This is a genomic window from Nonomuraea mangrovi (assembly GCF_042681425.1).
GTDB classification, from domain to species: domain Bacteria; phylum Actinomycetota; class Actinomycetes; order Streptosporangiales; family Streptosporangiaceae; genus Nonomuraea; species Nonomuraea mangrovi.
This window is the reverse complement of record NZ_JBHUFV010000058.1, coordinates 1-20,023: the sequence shown is the minus strand read 5'-3', so window position 1 is coordinate 20,023 and position 20,023 is coordinate 1. Positions and strand designations below refer to the sequence as shown.

The following is a 20,023-nucleotide window of genomic DNA, read 5'->3' as shown; positions in this document are numbered from 1 at the left end:
GTCAACCCGCACCGCGGCGCCGCGTTCACCTTCTTTGATCATCGTGATCCCCTGAACCCGGCGAACCGAGGCGACGTTGGAGACCTCGGTTCGCCGCGCGGCCGAGGTCGGGGCGACCTCCCCCGACACCGTCAACAGGCGGGTCCAGCGGACGCCCGCCGGGTTGACGCGGCCGAAGCCGATCGAGGTGTCGTAGGAGCGCGACTCGCTGGTGCGGTAGGCGGCGACTTCGACGAGGTGATCCTGGAGGCTAGCCCTTGGGGCACGGATCGGAGTAGGGCACGTCCTTGCCGACCAGGCTGTTCCAGTCGGCCCGCGACAGCGTGCCGCCCGCCCGCTCGCACACCAGGGGCGCGGCGCGCTCCCCGCTGACCGGCAGGTCGCGGACCCTTCCGTCGTGCGCGAGCACCCGCAGGTCGCCGCTGGGCATGAAGACCAGCTTCGGCATCTGGTCGCGGAGGTCCACGTCGTCCATCGTGGCCGACACCGGCTGCGGGCTGCCCAGCTGCCTGCCGCTGACCAGGTCGAACAGCGTCACCCTGTCGTCGTGGGCGACCGCGAGCGTCTTACCGTCGGGAGAGAAGACCGCCCCGAGCACATCGCCCGCCACCTTGAACAGCTGCCCGGTCGGCTCCCACGTGGTGGCGTCCCACAGGGCCACCCCCCGGCTGCCGTACGGCGAGACCGCCCGCCGGCCGGTGCCGTCGTAGGTCATCCAGTCGTGCGCCATCGTCCCCGGCGCGGCCGAGACCGGCAGTGTCGTCATGCCGGCCAGGTCGATGACGTCCACCCCGGCCGGGTCGCCGGTGGTCAGCCACCTGCCGTCGGGGCTGAACGACATCTCGCCCGCCGAGATGTCGTTGAAGACCTTGGTCACCGCGCGGCGGGAGAGGTCGACGAGCAGGACGCTGCCCGCGCCGTGGCCGTCGTTGGACATCGAGAAGGCGATGGCCAGCCGGCGCCCGTCCGGGCTGATGACCATGCGCTCCATGTTGTCGGCCCTCGGGGTCGCCGCGGTGATGTCGATCTTCGCCAGCCTGCGCCCGGTGGCCGTGTCCCACAGCGTGTAGGGGCCGCCGACCCAGGTCGGCTCGGTGGTGACCATGGTCTTGCCGTCCGGGCTGACCGTGGCGGCGATCATGTACTTGGGCAGCCCGGCGTCGACCGAGACCTTCGGTGTGATCATCCGGCCCGACGGCGTGAAGGCCGGCACCTGCCAGGAGCGCACCCGCCCCGCCAGGACGGAGAAGGCGGTGCGGCCGTCGGGGGCCAGCCACAGGCTGCCCGAGCCCGCGGGCGCGCCCGGTCCCGGAGCGGTGAGGCGGTCCAGGTCGTAGACGGTGGCCTGGCCGGTGTCGTCAAGCAGGGTCAGGCGCCGCGCGTCGGGGCTGAGCGCCGGACGCTGGGCGGCTATCGACGCGGCGGTGAAGCGCAGCAGCATGGCGCGGTCGGCCACGCGCCAGAGCGTGACCGTGGGCGGCGGGGCGATGCTGCCCGAGCCGCTCAGGCCGCTGAGCGTGACCATGTACTTCCCGTCGGCGGAGAAGTCGGCGGTGGCCGCGGTGCCCTTGAATCCGAGAGGGTCAGGGCGGGCCGTGTCCAGGTTCCAGAGCCGCGCCTCGCCGCCCTCCTGCACGAGCACGCGCCGGCCGACCGGTGAGGCCCCGGACACCAGAGTGGGCAGGGACGCGCGCATCGGCCTGGCCTGCCCGCCGGGCAGGTCGCGGACCAGGGTCGTCTTCCCGTCGCCCTCGTAGGTCGGGCCCACCACTACGTAGCGGTCTCCCGGGCCCACTTCCAGGTCGCCGGTGCCCGCGTACAGGAACTTGCCCGCCTTGGTGTCCCAGAGCCCGCTGAACGGGCCGCCGAGGTTGGCCGACACCTCCAGGTAGCGGCCGCCCGGCGAGAAACGCATCGTGCAGTTGGCGTGGAAAGCCGATCCCCACGCCTTGTCGGTTCCGGTGGCGATCTGCTTTCCCGTCCGCAGGCTCCACAGCCGCAGCTTGGAGTCGGCGGCCAGCGCGAGCGTGTCGCCGTCCGGGCTCAGCGCCGCGCGGAAGGGACCGAAGCCGACGCCGGTCAGTCGCGCGGTCTGGCGTCCGGTGCGCACCTCGTAGACCCTGACCTCGTTCTCGCCCGCGCTCACCAGCAGCGAGCCGTCGGCGCTCAGGGCGCGTCCGTTGTTGTTCAGGTTCGGATCCTTGAACATGCGCTGTTCCGGCTGGGCCAGCGAGCTCAGCACCGCCGCCCTCGTCTCCGGCACGTCGGCCGTCCGGTACGCGGCCACGCTCAGCGTCATCGCCCTGGCCGGATCGCTCTTGCGCAGAGCGTCGGCCTGGAAGGCCAGCAGCCTGGCGCGTTCCTGGGTCTGCTTGTCGGCCAGTTGCCGGCCGCTGGCCTGGCTCAGGCGGGTCTGCTGCCAGGCCACGATCCCGGCGATCAACGCGGTGACCAGCAGGACGGAGACGCCGCCGCCGACCAGCCTGCGCCGCCTGGCCCGGCCGGCCGCCTGGGCGGTGCTGGCCTCGACGAAGGCCCGCTCGGTGGGGTTCAGCGTCAGGTGCTCGGGGGTCTGCGGCGCCCAGGTCATGACCTCGCGCAGAGCCGTACCTTGGAGCAGGTCCTCCGGCAGGCGCCCGTGCGCCGCCCATCGGCGCGCGGCCTCGCCGAGCCTGCGGTGGCGCGAGAGGGCCTCGCGGTCGCCGCTGACCCACTCGTGCAGGCGTGGCCAGGCGCGTAGCAGCGCGGCGCGGCCCATCGATACGGTGCCGGCGCCGCGCTCGACCAGGCTGGCCCGCTCCAGTTCGGCCAGCAGCCGTTCGGCCTCCGGGCGGCCTTCGACCAGTTCCTCCGTGGCGGCGTGGCGGATGGAGTCCTCGCCCTCGCGCACGTCGACCAGGCGCAGCAGAAGCTGCCTGGCCAGGTCGCGCTCGTGCGGCGGGAGCGAGGCGTAGAAGTGCTCGGCGACCTGGCCGAGCGCGGGCCGTCCCGCCAGCGACTCGGGCGTCCGCATCGCCGCCGCCGCGTGCGCGGCCGCGGCCATCGGAGCCTGCTCACCGCCGTGATCCAGCGGCCGGCCGCCGCTGAGCAGGGTGGTCAGCAGGGCGTGCGCGGTGGGCCGGTTGGCCGGGTCCTTGTCCAGCGCGGCGGCCACCGGCTCGCGCAGCGCCGGGGGCAGCGCGGACAGGTCGGGCTCGTCGGTGAGGAGCCGGTGGATCACCGCGACGGTGGTCGGCGCGTGGAACAGGTCGCGGCCTGTGGCGGCGAAGCAGACCAGCGCGCCCCAGGCGAACACGTCGGCGGGCGGCTCTGCCCGGCCGCCGTCGAAGACCTCGGGCGCCATGTACATCGGCGTGCCCGTCAGCTCCCCCGTCGAGGTCATGGACAACCCGGCGGCCCTGGCGATGCCGAAGTCGATGACGCGCGGGCCGTCGGGGCCCAGCAGGACGTTCTCCGGCTTCAGGTCGCGGTGGACCACCCCGGCCTGGTGGATGGCGGCCAGGGCGGTGGCCACGCCGAGCGCGAGCCGGTGCAGGTCGTCGCCGGAGAAGGGCGCTGCCCTGCGCAGGCTCGGGCCGGAGACGAACTCGCTGACCAGGTAGGGCCGCTCGCCCTCCAGGTCGTGGCCGATGATCCTGGCCGTGCAGAACGACGCGACGCGCTGCGCGGCGGTCACTTCCCGCAGGAAGCGCCGCCGCAACGTCGAGTCTCCCGAAAGGTAGGCGTGCAGCACTTTGACCGCGACGCGGTTGGCCGCCTCGTCGTAGGCCTCGTAGACGACGCCCTGTCCCCCTGCGCCCAGCCTGCCGGCCAGCCAGTATCTCCCCAGCCTTGACGGCTCCCCGTTCATGCGAGGTTAGATGCCGGATCAGCCCATCAGGTTGTCGACGAAGCGGCACCGCCGGTTCTCGCCCGGCTCGAAGGACCGCATGAGGGCGGTCGGGCACCCGCAGGCCACTACGACGGCAGGCGCAGGGCGAACGTCGTGCGGACCCCTGGCACGCTGGCGACCGTGGCCGTGCCGCCGTGCGCCTCGGCCAGGTTGCGCACGATGGCGAGCCCGAGCCCGCTGCCGCCGGTCTGGCGGTTGCGGGACTTCTCCGCCCGCCAGAAGCGGTCGAAGACGTGGGGGAGGTACTCGGCGCGGATCCCGATCCCCGTGTCGGTCACTTCGACGACGACCTGGTCGCCATCCTGGCGGGCGCCCAGCGTGATGTGCCCGCCGCGTGGCGTGTAACGCAGGGAGTTGGTCACCAGATTGCCGACGGCCTGGCGGAGCCGTACCGGATCCGCGGTCAGCCGGGGGTCGTCGGTGACCACGGTGGTCAGCGTGAGCCCTGCGGCTTCGGCCCGGCCGCGGTGAGCGGTGGTCACCTGCTCGAGAAGGTCGCCGAGGTGGACGGGTTCGACATGCAGGCGGAGCATGCCGGCGTCGGCGAGGGCGAGCTGCTGAAGGTCGTCGACGATGTGTTGCAGCAGCAGGATCTCCTCGACCAGCGAGGCGATCAGCGCTGGGTCCAACTCGGCGACGCCGTCCTGGGCGGCCTCCAGCCAGCCCCTGAGGTTGCTCAGCGGTGTGCGCAGCTCGTGGGAGACGTCGCTGACCATGGCCTTGCGCTGCTCCTCCATGCGCTGGAGATGTTCCGACATCTCGTTGAACGCCGTGGCGAGCTCGCTGATCTCGCCGGTGGTCCTGACTGTGACGCGGGCGGAGCTGTCCCCGTCGCGCATCCGCTGCGCGGCGTGGGTGAGCGCGTTGACGGGCCTGACCAGGCGCCTGGCCGCCATGACGCTCACGCCCACGGTCAGTACGAGCACGAGGAGGGCGGCACCGGCGATCGAGGGCAGCGGGATGCGCTGGCCGGTGGCCTCGACGGGCGAGCCGATGTACAGGTACGCCGCGGGGGCGACGTAGGGATCGAGTTGTTCTTTGCGTGCCGTGACGATGCAGGAGGAGATGACCTGATCGGGTTCGGCGGCCGGCTGCACCGGCTGTTTCTCCTTGGGGACCCAGGTGAGGTCGAGGCCGACCGAGCCCCTTCCCGCGCCCTTCCCCTTGAGGCACCTGCTGACCCGGAGGTTGAGTTGTCTCAACGCGGCTTTCTCGGTGCGCGTCGGCGTGCTGAAGGCGGTGTCGTCGCAGCCGCCCATCACGACGGGGGCCGCGGTCGGCATCGGGCTCGGCATCGGGCTCGGCTCCTGACGGGCCCCCTGGCTGAGCGTCGTGACGAGCGGCCTGACGAGCGGCCTGCCGGTGTTCGAGACGGTCACCTGTACGGCCTGCCCGGTGCGGCCCGCGCAGACCGCGTAGGTGTCGGCGGCCTTCCTCAGCCGGGCGCGATCGCGGTCGGACAGCAGGAAAGGACCCACCGCGCGGGGATCGATACGGTCCCTGGCCGCTCCCGGCACCAGGGTCACGTCCACGGCCAGCGGGTCGACGACGGCCGACACCTTGGCGGGCAGTGGTGTCCCGGCGGTCGCCGAGTCCGCGATGAGGGTGCCGTTCTCGGTGGCCAGGGCGATGCGGCGGCTGTTCTGGGCGGCGAGGTCGCGCAGGGTGGCGGCGACGCCCGACCAGTCCGAATGGCGGGAGGCGTAGCCGAGCAGGCTGTTGTTGATCCGGGCGTCGCTGGCCAGCGTCTGGCCCTGCTCGCGCTGGATGGCGCCGGAGGTGCTGCTGGCGGCCAGCCACGCGGTCGCCGTGATCGAGCAGACCGCCACGACAGCCGAACTCGTGAGCAACCTGACGAACAACGACCTCATGCGTGGGTCAGTTTGTAGCCGACGCCGTACACGGTCAGCAGCCGGACCGGGCGGCGCGGATCAGGCTCGATCTTCTTGCGCAGGTTCATCACGTGCACGTCGACCGTGCGTTCGGTGATGAACCTGTCGAAGCCGTGGATGCGCTCCAGCAACTGCTTCCTGGTGAACACCCGCTCCGGCTCGGCGGCCAGCGTCTCGATGATCCGGAACTCCGCGAGTGTGCAGTCCACCAGCGTGTCCGCCGCGGTGACGGTGTGCCTGACCGGGTCCACGAGGAGATCGCCCGCCTGGAACACCTGCCGATCGGCGTCCTGTGACCTCCTGGTACGGCGCAGCAGGGTCCGCACGCGGGCCATCAGCTCACGCGGGCTGTACGGCTTGGCGACATAGTCGTCAGCGCCGAGGTCGAGCCCCAACAGCAGATCGTCCTCGGTGGACCTGGCGGTCAGCATCAGGATCGGCAGGTCGGACTCGGCACGCAGCACCCGGCAGACGTCCAACCCGTCGACCTTCGGCATCATCACGTCGAGCACGACGAGGTCGGGATCCGCGCGCCGTGCCTCGTCGATCGCGGAACGCCCGTCGTGCACGACGAGGACCTCATGGCCCTCCCGCTCCAGATACCGCCTGAGCAGTTCGGCCTGCTTGGGATCGTCCTCGGCGACCAGCACGTACGCGCACATGAGCCGAGGCTATGCCCATGTCAGGGGTGCACATGGGATCCGCATGACAACCAAACAGGTTTCACACATTCTGTCGCCAGGCTGCGGCAGGTGAGAACCAACCTGCTTCGTACGGCTGCTGCGGCGACGCTCGCCTTCCTGCTGACCGGCTGTGTGAGCAGCGCCGGCAGCGCTGTACGGCACGAGCCGGCTGCCGGCGCCGCTTCCGCGAGCAGCGCCGTACGGCCTGAGCCGGCGACCGGCGCCGGTTCGAAGATCGCGACCGTCAAGGGATCTCGGATCAGTGTCTATGGAAACAAGGAGGGGCTGGCACAGAGGACGATCACGAGTCCCAATGACTACGGCGCGGCGCGTGTCTTCCTGGTGGAACGTGACGAGGGCGAGTGGCTCCAGGTGCTGCTGCCGGTCCGGCCGAACGGCGGCAAGGGCTGGATCAAGGCCACCGACGTAACGCTAGCGGAGACCTCCTACCGGGTGGAGATCGATCGCGGGGCGTTCAGGTTCACGGTCTATGACGGCGACAAGCCCGTCAGGACGGGCAGGGTCGCGACGGGCGAAGCGGGCACACCGACGCCTCCAGGTCGTTACTTCTTCACCGAGCTGGTGAAGCCCGCCGACCCGGGCGGGGCCTACGGCGCCTACGCCTTCGGGCTGAGCGGCTTCTCACCGGTGCTGAAGAGCTTCGCCGGCGGCCCAGGCCAGCTGGCGATCCACGGGACGAACAAGCCCTCCGCCATCGGCACGCGGGCCAGCCACGGCTGCGTCCGGATCAGCAACGACGACATCACCTGGATGGCGAACAACCTGGCGATCGGTACTCCGGTCGTCGTTCAGGGCTGAGGCCCGACGTGAATGAACAGGGGAATCATATGAAGATCAAAGCCACGCTCTTCGGCATCGGCGCTGTGCTGGCGCTGACCGCGGGCCTCGCAGGCTTCTCGGGCACGGCCACGGCCGATCCCACGAAGCCGTCCGCCTCGCCCGCCCCTGCGCCGGCCGACCAGCGGCCGGCGGTCAAGACGACGGCGGGCCCTGAGCCCGTCGTCGCCAGGCCGGCCTACACCGGCTGATCGTGGTGCGGCGCCGCAGGCCCCGGGTCTGCGGCGCTGTCGCTTGGCGTCCGTGGTCTCGCCGCGAGCGCGACGGCGCGGCCATGCCTCCTCTCCTGCCCGCGGTCGCGTCAGCGACCAGGCCATCGCGGGCAGGAGCAGGACCCGTGCGCCAACAGCGCCTGTGCGGGGTCGCCCCGAACATGCCGGCCGCTGCAAGGCAGTCGGTCCTGCTCGCCGCCGATCGCCTCCAGGCGTTGACCTTCTCCCGATCAGCAGAGGGTCGGTCTTCAGACCGGCCCGGCCGGGACGACGATGACCGCCGGGATGCGGGGCGCCGTGCCCTTCCTCCCGATTCCCGCCTTGATCGATGGCGGCTGCTGTCAGGCTCTGGCTGATCCCCCTGCGGGCTCCAGCCAGAGCCGCGTGCGAGGGATGGCGCTTGCCCCTTCACGATCAGCTGGAATGGTCAGCTGTGGGCGCCGTGCCGGCCCGAGTCGAGCGGCATGCCGGCGCCGACCTCGCAGCGTTAAGATCGCGTCCCGTGCTATCGGATGGTTTCTGGCGGATTATCAGGACTGGATTAGTAGGTCTGGTTCTTGCGGCGGCGGTCGCGGGCCTGATGCTCGGCGACGCCTGGCTCTGGGTGGCCGTCGAATGGTCGCCGCCGGACTATGCGGAGGACTACGCACGCGGCGGGTTTGACGCCCTGACGACTGTGACGCTGCTCGTGGCCGCCCTGGTGAAGGCCGCGTTCCTGTGGCTGATCCTGCGTGCCCCCGCGCCTGGACCGCTGGACCGCCGGGCGAGGGCGCTGCGCCGACTGCTGTATCTGGCGGTGGCGTACACCCTCGTGCTGTGGTACCCGATCGCGCTGCTCTCCGACGCGGTCGACTCGGCACTCGGGCTCGCGCTGTGGACCGCGATCGATGTCCTCTACCTGCTCGTTATCCGCTGGCGGTCCCGCATGCTGCGCGCGGCGGCCGGAGCGATGTTCGCGGTCGAGCTGGCCGGGATGGCCGACGAACTGCTCGACGAACTCGACCTCCCAGAGCTCGGATCGGGCGGCATCGTCGGACCGGGCTTGGTGCTGGGCGGAGTGGCGGCGACCGTCATCACGGTCGTCGGGCAGCGGCGCGACGGCCGGTGGAGCCGCGGAACGCAGACCGTAGGGTGGTTGTCGGTGGGCGTCTACGCGCTGGTGATCCCGTTCAACGTTCTCTTCGGAAGGTTCTCCAGCGGCAATCTGGCGATGCTGGTCATGATGGACGCGGTGGGGCTCGTCAACACCGTGTGGATCGCGGCGACCGCCCGTGAACTGCCCGCCGAGGGCCGCCCGGCGGACCTTCCGCCCGCGCGGCGGCGCGTGATCCGCGTCGCGGTGGCGGCCGTGGCCGTATTGCCGATCATCGCACTGATCCACCCGGAGCAGACCCCGCGCCTCGCCTACACCGGCTGGTCGACGGACTGCTACGACCGGCCCAACTTCGGTGACCTGAAGCCTGCGGAACGCGACGCCGCGTTCCTGTGCCTGGCGCGGAGCACAGAGGGCGGAGCCCCGCCCATGTTCCCGGACAGCCTGTCGGACCAGGAGATCCTCGCGTACGGGCGGGCGCTCTGCCGTACGAAGGACGGCGACGAGCAGGAGGCGATCCTGACGCGGGCCGGGAGCGCGCGGCCCGCGTGGGGCGCGGACCCGAGGGACCTCGTCTACGTCTGCCCGGAGATCGTCGGCGCAGCCCATCCCGAGCTGCTGCGGTCGACGACGGAGGAGGAAGCGGCGAACACCGCCCACATCGCTGAGGAGAACGCCAAGTGCCGCGACCCGTGGCCCCGGACGAAGGGTGTCGTCCAGGCCACGGCCACATACTTCCTGTTCGTCGATGGCGATCCCGGCTATCTGGTCCACGACCCCGGAGACGAAGCGGCTGAGGAGGCGGCGGAGCAGGCGATGGACAAGGTCTACGACGACAGCGCCCTCATCGGGGTGGCCGGCAGCGCGGTGCTCATCGGGCACATCGAAGACGTCGTTGATCTGTGCCTTACCGTGAAGTCCTTCCGCACCGCGCCGCCACGGCGGCCGGCCGGGTGGGATCAGGTCAACGAGGTGCCGATCGTCAGCCGCAGCGGCCGGCTTACCGTGCCGGAGATGGGCGAGGGCGGAGAGGTCGGCGCGGGTGCCCCGATGCCGAACCTGGCGATCGCGGGCAAGGGCCGCTACCGGCTCCGTGTCTACGTGCGAGTCGACGATGCAGGGGAAGAACAGCACCTGGTCGCCGTGTTCCCGGGTGCGTCGAGGAAAAGGCTCAAGCTGACGCCGTGAACGGCGGGATGCGCACTCTCCTCCGTCGCCCTCCTACCGGCGGCCGGAGACAGCCACCAGGACGGCACGACCGGGACCGCCTGTTGGAGGGCCTGCGGTCACTCGGAACGCTGGGGCCCTCCCCCGGACAAACCGAGCGCGCGGTAGTTCACGTCGCGCCGTTGCCCGGTGCTCGCGGACTCTGCAGGGGCTTTCGGCGCTCACCGCGCGTCCGCGGACGGGGTGTGCGCCTGGGGGCTGGGGGTGGTCCAGCTGCTCAGCAGCCGCAGGGCCTCGGCGGTGGCGGAGCCGGGTTCGGGGTTGTAGACGCACAGGGTCTGGTCGGGGTCGCCAGGAGGCTGGAAGGACTCGTAGGCGAAGTGGAGATCGCCCACGACGGGATGGTGGTAGTGCTTGGTGCCGTGGGTGCGGCGCAGGACGCGGTGGTCGTTCCACCAGACGGTGAATTCGGGTGACCGCAGGATGAGCTCGCCCACGAGGTCGGCGAGCCGCCGGTCGTGCGGGTGGCGGCCCGCCTCGAGGCGGAGGATGGCGACGGTCTCGGCGGCGATCTGTGCCCAGTCTCCAACGCGGTCACGGGCCTCCGGGTCCAGGAGGTAGTAGCGGGCGAGGTTGCGCTGCGGGACGGGGAGGGCGTCGAAGTCGGTCAGCACCGCGCGCGCCAGGCGGTTGGTGGCCAGCACGTCAGTGCGCCGGCCGAGGATGAAGGCGGGGACGTTCTCCAAGGTCTGGAGCATGAGGTGCAGGCCTGGGCGGACCCGCTGCGGATCGGCAGGGGCACGGCGGGCGGGTGTGGGCCGTGCCAGCAGGTCGGTGAGGTGCTCCCGCTCCGCGAGATCGAGCTGGAGGGTGCGTGCGAGGGCCTCGACGACCTCCGGGGAGGGGTTTCCTGCGCGGCCCTGTTCGAGACGGGTGTAGTACTCGGTGCTCACGCCTGCGAGGCGGGCGACCTCGTCGCGGCGCAGTCCGGGCACCCGCCGGGCGCGGCCGTCCTCGGCCAGCCCCGCGCGATCGGGGGTGATCCGGGCGCGACGGGAGCGCAGAAAGTCGGCGAGCTCGCTACTACGGTCCATGCTCCCAGTGTGGCGCGGCCATGTATGGCGCACTCCTTCCGGGGTGGCCCTGCCAGTACCTGCCTTTCCGGTACCTGCCTGCTCAGGGCCTGCTCAAGCCCCGTAACCGGAGCTCAGGGGTGGTGTGCTGGAGATGCGGCCGACGACTGTCGGCCACGGTCCCACCCCGTGATTCCTCACCCTTCGGAAGGTGTGCACCCATGTCCACGCAAACCCTTACCAAGCCCCTGACCGGCCGCGTGGCAGTCGTCACCGGCGCCTCCAGTGGCATCGGCGAGGCCGCAGCCGAACACCTGGCGGGGCTGGGCGCGCGCGTCGCCGTCCTGGCCCGGCGCGCGGACCGGCTGGACGAGCTGGTCTCCCGGATCGAGAAGCACGGTGGCACCGCCCTGGCGATCGGCGTCGACGTGACCGATGCCGCGGCGGTGCGATCGGCTGCCGGCCGGGTGGCGGCCGAACTGGGCGGCGCAGACCTGCTGCTCAACAACGCGGGCGTCATGCTGCCCGCCCCGATCGAGGAGCTGGCCGCCGATCAGTGGCAGCGTCAGATCGACCTCAACATCACCGGGCTGATGAACGTCATCGGCGCGTTCATCCCGCAGCTGGTCGAGACCGCCGGCGAGCGTGGCGTGGCCGACTTGATCAACACCTCGTCGATCGCGGCGCAGAACATCTTCCCGAACTTCGCCGTCTACTCCGGCACCAAGGCGTACGTCACCCACCTATCGCGTCATCTGCGTGCCGAGCTGGGCGCCAAGAACGTGAGGGTGTCGGCGCTCGAGCCGGGCATCGTCGGTACTGAGCTGCAGAGCCACGTCACCGACGACGGCGCGCTTCAGTGGCTGGAGGGCTCCAAGGAGACGATGGAGTGGCTCACGCCGCAGGACATCGCCGAGACCGTCGGCTTCATCGCCACGCTGCCGCCGCGCGCGAACCTGCAGCAGGTCACGATCATGCCCACTCGCCAGCCCAGCTGACCCTCCCAGCCCCCGCCGGGGCCCGCCGGCGGCACAGGCGGGCCCTGGCGCCCGGTCGATGCCGACCACGCCGTGAGAGAGAGCCGGCCCGCCGCCTGGCCATGGTGGCGGGCGTGACCGGTCGGTAGCCCACTTTCGTCAAGATCATTCCCGGCGCCAACGGCTGGTACCGATGTTCCTCAACCCCGGACTACCAGCGCCTGATATAAGAAGGTGCATGATCGCCGAACCCTCCCACGTCGGCCCCTACCGTTTGGAGGGGCTGCTGGGCGAAGGCGGGCAGGGCGCGGTCTACCTCGGCGTCGACCCTTCAGGCGGCCGGGTGGCGATCAAGCTCCTGCACGCCAGGCTGGCCCACGACGCCGGCAACCGCCGCCGCTTCCTGCGCGAGGTGGAGGCGGCCCGCCGGGTCGGGCCCTTCGGCACCGCCCAGATCCTGGACGTCGACGTCCAGGGCAACCAGCCCTACATCGTCAGCGAATACATCCCCGGCGAATCGCTCCAGCAGCTGATCGCCCGCGAGGGGCCGCGCGCCGCCGGCGGCACACGCCGCCTCATGCTCGCCACCGCGGCGGCGCTGAAGGCCATCCACGAGGCCGGGATCGTGCACCGCGACTTCAAGCCGAGCAACGTACTGCTCGGGCCGGACGGGCCGCGCGTCATCGACTTCGGGATCTCCCGCGCGCTGGAGGGCACGACCATGCAGTCCAGCGCCGTGGTCGGCACGCCGCCGTACATGTCGCCCGAGCAACTGCGCGGCGCGGCCGTGGGGCCGGAGTCGGACGTGTTCTCCTGGGCGGTCACCATGGTGTTCGCCGCGACCGGGCGGCCGGCGTTCGGCCAGGACAGCATCCCGGCGGTGTTCAACCGCATCCTCAACCACGAGCCCGACCTTGCCGGCGTCCCGCCGGAGTTACGCGGCCTGCTGGACGCGTGCCTGGCCAAGGAGCCGCACCACCGGCCGGACGCGAGCGGGCTGGTGCGGCTCATCGTCGGCGAGGAGGCCGCGCCGCCCAGATCGCAGGCCGTGACCCGGGTCCAGGAGCCCGACCCGGCCGGCGAGCGGCCCTGGGGCCTGGCCTTCGCGGCGCAGATCGTCACGACCCTCGCCGCCGCGGTGGTCTTCCTGATCGCCGCGGAGCTTGACTCCCGGCAGTGGCCGGACATCCCCGTTCCCGGAACGGACGGCCTGTCGTTCTGGCCCGTGACCCTGACCGGCCTGGCCGCGGGCGGCGCGATCGCGCTGGTGCTGCACCTGCTGGCGAGACGGAGCTGAGCATGGACTTCCCCTCGATGCTCGCCGTCCTCTTCGCCGCCGCAGCGGTGGCCGTCACCGCCCGGATCATCGCCGTGCGGGGCCGCACCTTCCTGGCGCGGCACCGCCTCCTGCTGGCCGTGACGCTGCTGCCATTGCAGCCGGTGCTCGGCGTTGGCATCGGTGTGCTGCTGATCACCCAGTGGGAGCACGTCGACGGCAACGGCGTGGTCTTCGGCGTCATCGCCTACCTCGCCGGGTTGATCGCCTTCGGCATCGTCACCGGCGTGCAGGAGCTGCGCCGGGCCCGGCGCCGCTGACGGCCAGGCCCGAGCGCTTGCTGATTGCCCAGCCTGTGGCGCTGATGCAACCGTGAGAATGACGTTCCCGATCCGACGGTCGCTTTCGCAGCCGCCCGACGTTCTGGCGCCTCGGCGGTAGGGGCCCCGCTGGTCGAACTGGGGGCTAGGCGGATCGGGCTTCCATGTCGGGACCACAGAGGGGTTCGACGTCGTCCGGCACCTCGCCCTCGTGACCGCTCGGTACGCTGTGCGGTGATCTTCCGATCGGTGAGAGGTGAGGGTCGTGATGTTGCCCGCGGACAGTCATGTGCACAGCGAATGGTCCTGGGACGCGCCGCTGGGATCGATGGAGCGCACCTGCGAAAAGGCGGTGGAGCTCGGCCTGCCCGCGATCGCCTTCACGGAGCATGTCGACCACACCGTGTGGATGGTCAACCTCGACGGGTTGCCCCCGGATGACCACCTGGCGACCGTGTGCTCACCTGATGGTGAACTGACTCCGCCGAGGTTCGACGCGGCCGGATACCTGGAGGCGATCGAGAGGTGCCGAGAGCGCTTCCCGGAGTTGCGGATCCTGAGTGGCATGGAACTGGGCGAGCCGCACCGGCATGCCGAGGAGATCGCGAAGCTGCTCTCGGTAGGGCCGTTCGATCGGCTGATCGGGTCGCTGCACTGCCTCCCGATCGGGGACAGGTTCACCGAGCCTCCAGGGCAGTTCGCGCGGCGGCCGGCGGCGGCGGTCATGCGTGACTACCTGGCGGAGATTCCCCGACTGATCGCGCAGAGCGAGGTGTTCACCGTACTGGCGCACATCGACTATCCGATCCGCTACTGGCCGACGCAGCAAGCGGGGGCGTTCGATCTGCTGGAGTTCGAGGAGGAGTTCCGGCACGCGCTGCGGGTGACGGCGGAGTCGGGCAGGGCTCTGGAGATCAACACGCGCCTGCCGCTGCACTCGACCATCCTGCGCTGGTGGCGCGAGGAGGGCGGGCAGGCGGTGACGTTCGGGAGCGACGCGCACCTGCCGTCGGCTGTGGCCCACGGGTTCGAGGAAGCGGCGCACATGGCGGAGGCGCACGGCTTCCGCCCGGGCAAGGACCTGCTGGGCATCTGGGGCCGGGTGGACTGACATGGTGTTGAGTGCGGAGACGTTGACAGCGGGATGGGGACGCGCTGCTCGATGAGGTGGAACGCACCGGGGGCAGGGGCTCGGGTGTAGTGAGGCCCCGCCGCAGCCATCCGCGACACCGGCTCGCCGGTCGTTCGGTGCGCCGGCGGGCGACCAGGTCGGGTGGCTGTGCGACCTGACGGCGTAGCACCGTCGCTGACCTGGGCTCTCACGGTGCGCTCACGGTGCGCTCACGGTGCCCGCCCCATTCTGAGGCCACGTTCGGCGAAGGCCGCAGAGCGTTCCGACACCAAGAAGGACACATGCACTCTCACAAACTGATCACCGCACTGGCCCTGGCCGCGGGCCTGGTCGCACCGGTGGCACTGGCCGCGAGCCCAGCCGCCGCGACGGCCGGGTCGTGCCGCGTGGAGCTGTACGACATCGACGCACTCAACGTGGGAGAACGGGACGGGCATGACGAGCTCCGCTTCCTGGTCGGCGGGAACCTGTTCCCCAACAACGGTTGGTTCACCATGGATACCGGAGACGACGGAGACCCCGCCGACTTCGGGCACCCGTCCACGGTCGTCACGAGCACCGGGACCGCGTCCTTCAACCTGCGCGAGGTCACCCCGCCGTGGGTCAACTCTGGTGACAGCCTCGGCTCCGTGATCGCCCACGGCTCCACGTGCGCCCCGCTCGGCGTCGGCGCTGTCGGCTACGAGGAGGACTTCATCGAAGGAATGAACGGAACCTTTTACTCCTACAAGGTCAAGCTCAAGCTGACCGGGCTGTAGTCGACCCGGCCGAAGGCCCCGCCGAAGGAATCGGCGGGGCCTTCGGCGGCCACGCTCACCTGGCCGCCGAACAACACGCGCCAACCGTGCCCCCACGGCGAGCCGGCGGTGCCGAGCCAGCCGAGCACGAGTCAGCCCCGGCGACGGGACGGCCGTCCCCGTCGGCATCCAGATCGTCTACCCCGGCGCAAGCCCTCGCCTGCGAATGTTCCACCGGCCTGAACCCCCAGCTGCTGGGTTGACCCGCGGAGCCCGGCCCCGACCGGACTCCCTATATGCGGACAATTACCTCTTCGTAACCCCTGCGGAAGCTTACGATCGTGGCGTTGTCACGGGGGCCGTGCCGACAGGGGGCGCCGGATGGACGAGTTGCGCGTGCGCGTACTGGGGATGTCCTCGATAGCCAGGGGAGACGGTCACGTCGTGCCGGTGAGGTCGGCCAAGGCACGGGCGGTGCTGTTCTACCTGATGGTCGAGGGCACGCCGCACACCAGGTCGGCCCTGGCCTGCCTGCTGTGGGGTGAGCGCGCAGAGGCGAAAGCGCGTGGGAGCCTGCGGCTCGCTCTGATGGAGCTGCGCCGGGCCGTGGGCGATCACCTGGCGATCACCCCTGCCCAGGTCGCCTTCGATCGCGGCCGTCCGTACTCCCTCGACTGGGACGACCTGGTCGGGGGCGGCTCGGTGCCGGAAGCCTACCGAGGCGGCTTCCTCGACGACTTGACGATCCCCGATGTGCCCCGGTTCGACGACTGGATGGCCCAGCGCCGCCGGCAGGCGGCGCACGCGGCGGCGCGAGTGCTGCGTGAGCGGGCGCGCGCTGCGCGCGAGCGGGGCGACTGTGAGGACGCGGTACGACTGGCGCGCAGTCTGCTGGAGATCGACCCGCTGGACGAGTGCGCCCATCGGCTGGTCATCGAGGCCCTGTCCGCGATGGGCGACCGCGCGGGCGCGCTCGCCCACTACGAGACGTGCCGCCGGGTGCTGGACCAGGAGCTCGGCGTGCCACCCGACCAGAGCACGCAGGCGCTGCTGCGGCGGATCGCGCCCGCGGGGTCCGGAGCGCGCGTGGTGGCAAAGGCGGATGCGCCCGCCGGGTCTGGAGTGCGCGTGCCGGTGGCAAAGGCGGATGCGCCCGCCGGGTCTGGAGTGCGCGTGCCGGTGGCAAAGGCGGATGCGCCCGCCGGGTCTGGAGTGCGCGTGCCGGTGGCAAAGGCGGGTGCGCCCGCGAGGCGTCGCCTGCCCTGCCCGCTGACCGGGTTGATCGGCCGTGCCGACGAGATCGAGCTTGCGGTGGCGCGACTGCGCGATCACCGGGTCCGGCTGCTGACACTGACCGGTCCGGGCGGTGTAGGCAAGACCAGGCTGGCCATCGCCATCAGCGAGCGCTTCGACACCGATGCGCTCTTCGTCTCGTTCGCCGGTTTGCGCCCACCCGAAGACCGCGCCACCGCGACGGAGACGCCCGCGGCTGAGGCGGACGCTGTCGTGATCACGCTGGCCAAGGGGATCGGTGTCGACCTCACGCCGCCAAGGCCCCCGCGCGACCTGCTGCTCGCCGCCGTACGCCACCGGCGCATGCTCCTCATCCTGGACAACCTGGAGCATCTGCCCACCATGGCGAGCCTCGCCGAGGCGATCCTGGCGGCGGCGCCCGACGTGCGGATCCTGGCCACCTCGCGGCGCAGGCTGGGCATCTGCGCGGAACACGTCCACGAGGTGCCGGCTCTGCCCGGCACCTCGGCGCGAGCACTGTTCGTGGAACGGTCCAGACGGCTCGATCCGAACTTCGACCCCGAACCTCACGCGCTGGCCCGCATCTGCTCGGCCGTTGGCGGGCTGCCCCTGGCGGTCGAACTGGCCGCGTCCCTGACGCGTGCGCTGACGTGCGAGGAGATCGCGGATCGGCTGGCGCCACCCGGCGATCCCTGCAGGCAGTCATCGCCCGCGGACCTGCTGGAACATCCGGTGCCCGCGGTGGGCAGGCACGCGAGCATGAAGCAGGTCTTCGACGCTTCATGGCGACTTCTCACCGTGCCGGAGCAGCAGGTCCTGGCGGGCGTCTCGGTGTTCGCCGGCGGGTTCACGCTCGCCGCCGCGCTGGAGGTCGCGGCCACCACCGCCGTGGTCATCGCCAGACTCGCGGATCATTCCCTGGTGCGCCGCGACCGCGACGGCCGCCACCGGGTGCACGAGCTCGTACGGCAGTGCGCGGTCGCCCGGCTCGCCGACGACGCCCCGCGGGCCCGGCATGCCGCCTGGTACGCGCGCTTCCTCAGCGAACGGGCCGCCCGGCTGGGCGACCACGCCGATCGGGCCGTGCTCGACGAGATCGACCCGGAAATGGACGACATCCGTCTGGCCTGGCGGCACATCGGCCTCGGTCGGGCGGCGTTCGCGGAGAACTACTGGACGCTGTGCCTGCGCAGGCACTATTACGCCGAGGCGCTGTCGATCGCATCCGACATGATCGCGAGCGGGCAGGTTGCGGGTGCAGGGGCGGGGCGGATGGAGTCGGCGCTGTGGCACCGGCTGGCGGGGATCGCTCACTTCCAGTTCGAGCGAGGCGGCGACAGTCTGGTGTCGTTGACCGATGCGTTGGCCGTGGCCGATCGGCCGCTGCCGGCGACCCGGCTCGGTAGGCTCGGGGCGCTGGCCGGGACGGTGACCCGCCAGGTGGCCTACCGCATGACGCCCCTTGACGGAGCGGCCTGGAGGGCACCTGAACGCGCGCTTGCCGCCGAGGCCGCGCGGACGCTGTCGATTCTCGCCGAACTCGGCTACCACCGGCAGGACCAGAGCACCATGTTGCTTGCGGTCCTGCGTCACCTGGACGCGGCGGAGCGGGCGGGCGGGGCCGCCGAACGCGCGGAAGCCTACGCGAACTTCGCGGTCGTCGCCGGCCTCGCCGGGTTCGAGAGGGTCTCGCGCCACTACGGCCGCCTCGCCGACGAGGCCGTCGCGGCGGTGCCCGACCCCGTCGCCGTCTCCCGCGCCCGCCTGGCCCGGGGGCTGCGGCTCGTCGCAGAGGGCCGGTTCGGCGCGGCCGAGCGGACCCTGACGCTGGCCTGCGGGCATCCCGCCGATCCTCGCCTCGCCGAGCACTGCCAGGGACTGCTCGCCGAGCTGGAGGTCCAGCGTGGCCGCTACGCGGACGCCGCGCCGATGCTGGCGGCGGTGGCCGAGATCTCGGTGGCGCGGATGGGCGATGAGCTGTCCGGCTACTGGTGCCTGACCGGTCAGGTCGAGGCGATGTTACGGCTGGCCGACCGTGAGCCGGCCGAGGTGGCCACGGTACTGAAGGCCGCGCAGGAGGCGACCCTCGCGCTGCCCACGCTCGACGAGGACCACTTCGCGCGGGCCGGCGGCAAGATACAGGCGATCCAGCGGCTGCGGCTCGGCACGATACAGGCCCGGCTCTGCCTGCTCGACGGTGACGTGACCGCCGGACGGCTGGCCGTACATGACGCGTTGAGGGCCGCGGACCGACCGGACATGCCGCTGCGGGGAACCCTTGAGGCGTGGGCGGGGGTGGCGGAGGTGCTGTGGACGCTGCGGATGGCTGATGCGACGATTCCGAGACTGCTGCGCCACATGGGCGAGTTGGCCAGGCGGACCCCTTCGGCCGCCGCCAGGATGGGCTGGGCCGCGGCGCTGCTGCTCGACCTCACCGGTCGGCGTCCAGCGGCGAGACGAACCGCCACTCGGGCGCTGGCCGCCGCTCGCCGGTTCGGGATCGTCTTCGACGAGGCCAGATCGCTCGAAGCGCTGGGCGAAACCGAGCAGGCCGCCTGGTTGCACGCCGATCTGGGCACCGTGCCCCTCATCCTGCCGCGATGAACTCCGGATGAACTCCGGTACGGCGGAGCGCCCGCTGGGCGGACACGTCCCTGGAGATCGCCCAGCTCTGCACTGCTCAATAGCCGGCACCGGAGCCACCCCGCGCATCATGAGCTCGGACCGGTACGAGACGTTCTCCATGGACGACGAGAGCGTGTTCGACCCCGAGGCCTACCGTCTGCCGTTCGCCGAGGCCATCGTCAAGGAGAGGTGATCACCTCTCCTTGGACCGACCGGCCGCAGGCTCTCCTGCACCTCGAGCCTCGGCGCCGCCCCGGGCTGCCTGCAGCTTCGGCTACGGCATGCATCGACGCGGCCTTCTCAAGGTGATTCCACCTGTGGTGGGGATCCGACGATGCCCAGGCCAAGGTGGACGCAGTGAAGGCCGCGCAGCCATGGCATCTACCCCGATCCGTGCGGTTCAAGCCTGCTGGAAGAGCGCGATGACCGCGCACCCCTGATCCGAAGATCCATCCAGGGGTCGGCGTGGACTTCGGTCGCGGCCGCCCGGGCCCGAGGTCACTGGCCGGCCGCGGCGAGCTCGACTGACCGACGGGACCGAGCCGGAGCCCCCGGTGCACCAGTTCAGGACGTGGGGTCGCGGTAGCCGTTCGCTGGCCGCCTTGTAGCTGGAGGCGGCTGTGGTTGTAAGTTCCGGCGATAAATGGCCGAGAAACCACGGAGCATTCTGGCCGGGATGGCGGCCGTCGCAATCAGCCCGTACGTCAGACTGAACCTCGTTGACTCACACCGCGGTTGCGTCGTCTGAACAGCTCGGCGTGGCGGAGGTTTGGAGTTGCCCCGGTTCAGTAGACACATCAGGGCTTGCGACTACGCGGCAGCATAGTCGAGG

The 20,023-nt window shown here is 71.2% G+C and carries 13 protein-coding genes; 9 read left to right on the top strand and 4 right to left on the bottom strand.

Annotation, left to right across the window (positions count from 1 at the left end):
• Positions 1–250 precede the first annotated feature (250 nt).
• From ACFSKW_RS38175 to ACFSKW_RS38165, 3 genes are all read right to left on the bottom strand, one after another.
• A complete protein-coding gene (locus ACFSKW_RS38175) occupies positions 251–3,850 on the bottom strand; it encodes a WD40 repeat domain-containing serine/threonine protein kinase (protein ID WP_379578377.1) in 3,600 nt (1,199 codons plus the stop codon).
• Between the two features lie 107 nt (positions 3,851–3,957).
• Positions 3,958–5,763: a sensor histidine kinase gene (locus ACFSKW_RS38170; RefSeq protein WP_379578375.1), complete on the bottom strand. Its 1,806-nt coding sequence runs from the start codon at positions 5,761–5,763 to the stop codon at positions 3,958–3,960.
• Positions 5,760–6,446, bottom strand: coding sequence for a response regulator transcription factor (locus tag ACFSKW_RS38165; protein WP_379578373.1), 687 nt, complete (start codon positions 6,444–6,446; stop codon positions 5,760–5,762). Before ACFSKW_RS38165 ends, ACFSKW_RS38170 begins: the two co-directional genes overlap by 4 nt.
• Positions 6,447–6,536: 90 nt before the next feature.
• Between ACFSKW_RS38165 and ACFSKW_RS38160 the strand changes: the two genes are divergently transcribed.
• From ACFSKW_RS38160 to ACFSKW_RS38150, 3 genes are all read left to right on the top strand, one after another.
• Positions 6,537–7,286: a L,D-transpeptidase gene (locus ACFSKW_RS38160; RefSeq protein ID WP_379578370.1), complete on the top strand. Its 750-nt coding sequence runs from the start codon at positions 6,537–6,539 to the stop codon at positions 7,284–7,286.
• Between the two features lie 29 nt (positions 7,287–7,315).
• Entirely contained in the window at positions 7,316–7,516 is a 201-nt protein-coding gene (locus ACFSKW_RS38155; protein WP_379578368.1) for a hypothetical protein, read from the top strand.
• A gap of 601 nt (positions 7,517–8,117) precedes the next feature.
• Entirely contained in the window at positions 8,118–9,818 is a 1,701-nt protein-coding gene (locus ACFSKW_RS38150; RefSeq protein WP_379578366.1) for a hypothetical protein, read from the top strand.
• 200 nt (positions 9,819–10,018) lie between these two features.
• Here ACFSKW_RS38150 and ACFSKW_RS38145 read toward each other — a convergent pair whose 3' ends face one another.
• Complete coding sequence (locus ACFSKW_RS38145) at positions 10,019–10,891, bottom strand: helix-turn-helix transcriptional regulator (RefSeq protein WP_379578364.1); 873 nt, start codon at positions 10,889–10,891, stop codon at positions 10,019–10,021.
• 200 nt (positions 10,892–11,091) lie between these two features.
• Here ACFSKW_RS38145 and ACFSKW_RS38140 point away from each other — a divergent pair, with 200 nt between their 5' ends.
• From ACFSKW_RS38140 to ACFSKW_RS38115, 6 genes are all read left to right on the top strand, one after another.
• A complete protein-coding gene (locus tag ACFSKW_RS38140) occupies positions 11,092–11,868 on the top strand; it encodes an SDR family oxidoreductase (protein ID WP_379578362.1) in 777 nt (258 codons plus the stop codon).
• A 217-nt stretch (positions 11,869–12,085) separates the two neighbouring features.
• Positions 12,086–13,144: a serine/threonine-protein kinase gene (locus tag ACFSKW_RS38135; RefSeq protein ID WP_379578360.1), complete on the top strand. Its 1,059-nt coding sequence runs from the start codon at positions 12,086–12,088 to the stop codon at positions 13,142–13,144.
• Between the two features lie 2 nt (positions 13,145–13,146).
• Positions 13,147–13,443, top strand: a complete 297-nt coding sequence (locus ACFSKW_RS38130) for a hypothetical protein (RefSeq protein WP_379578359.1) — start codon at positions 13,147–13,149, stop codon at positions 13,441–13,443.
• 268 nt (positions 13,444–13,711) lie between these two features.
• A complete protein-coding gene (locus tag ACFSKW_RS38125; protein WP_379578422.1) occupies positions 13,712–14,554 on the top strand; it encodes a PHP domain-containing protein in 843 nt (280 codons plus the stop codon).
• 302 nt (positions 14,555–14,856) lie between these two features.
• On the top strand, positions 14,857–15,333 hold the full coding sequence (locus tag ACFSKW_RS38120) for a hypothetical protein (RefSeq protein WP_379578357.1): 477 nt from the start codon (positions 14,857–14,859) through the stop codon (positions 15,331–15,333).
• Positions 15,334–15,693: 360 nt separating this feature from the next.
• Positions 15,694–19,170, top strand: coding sequence for an AfsR/SARP family transcriptional regulator (locus ACFSKW_RS38115; protein ID WP_379578355.1), 3,477 nt, complete (start codon positions 15,694–15,696; stop codon positions 19,168–19,170).
• The last annotated feature ends 853 nt before the right edge of the window (positions 19,171–20,023 follow it).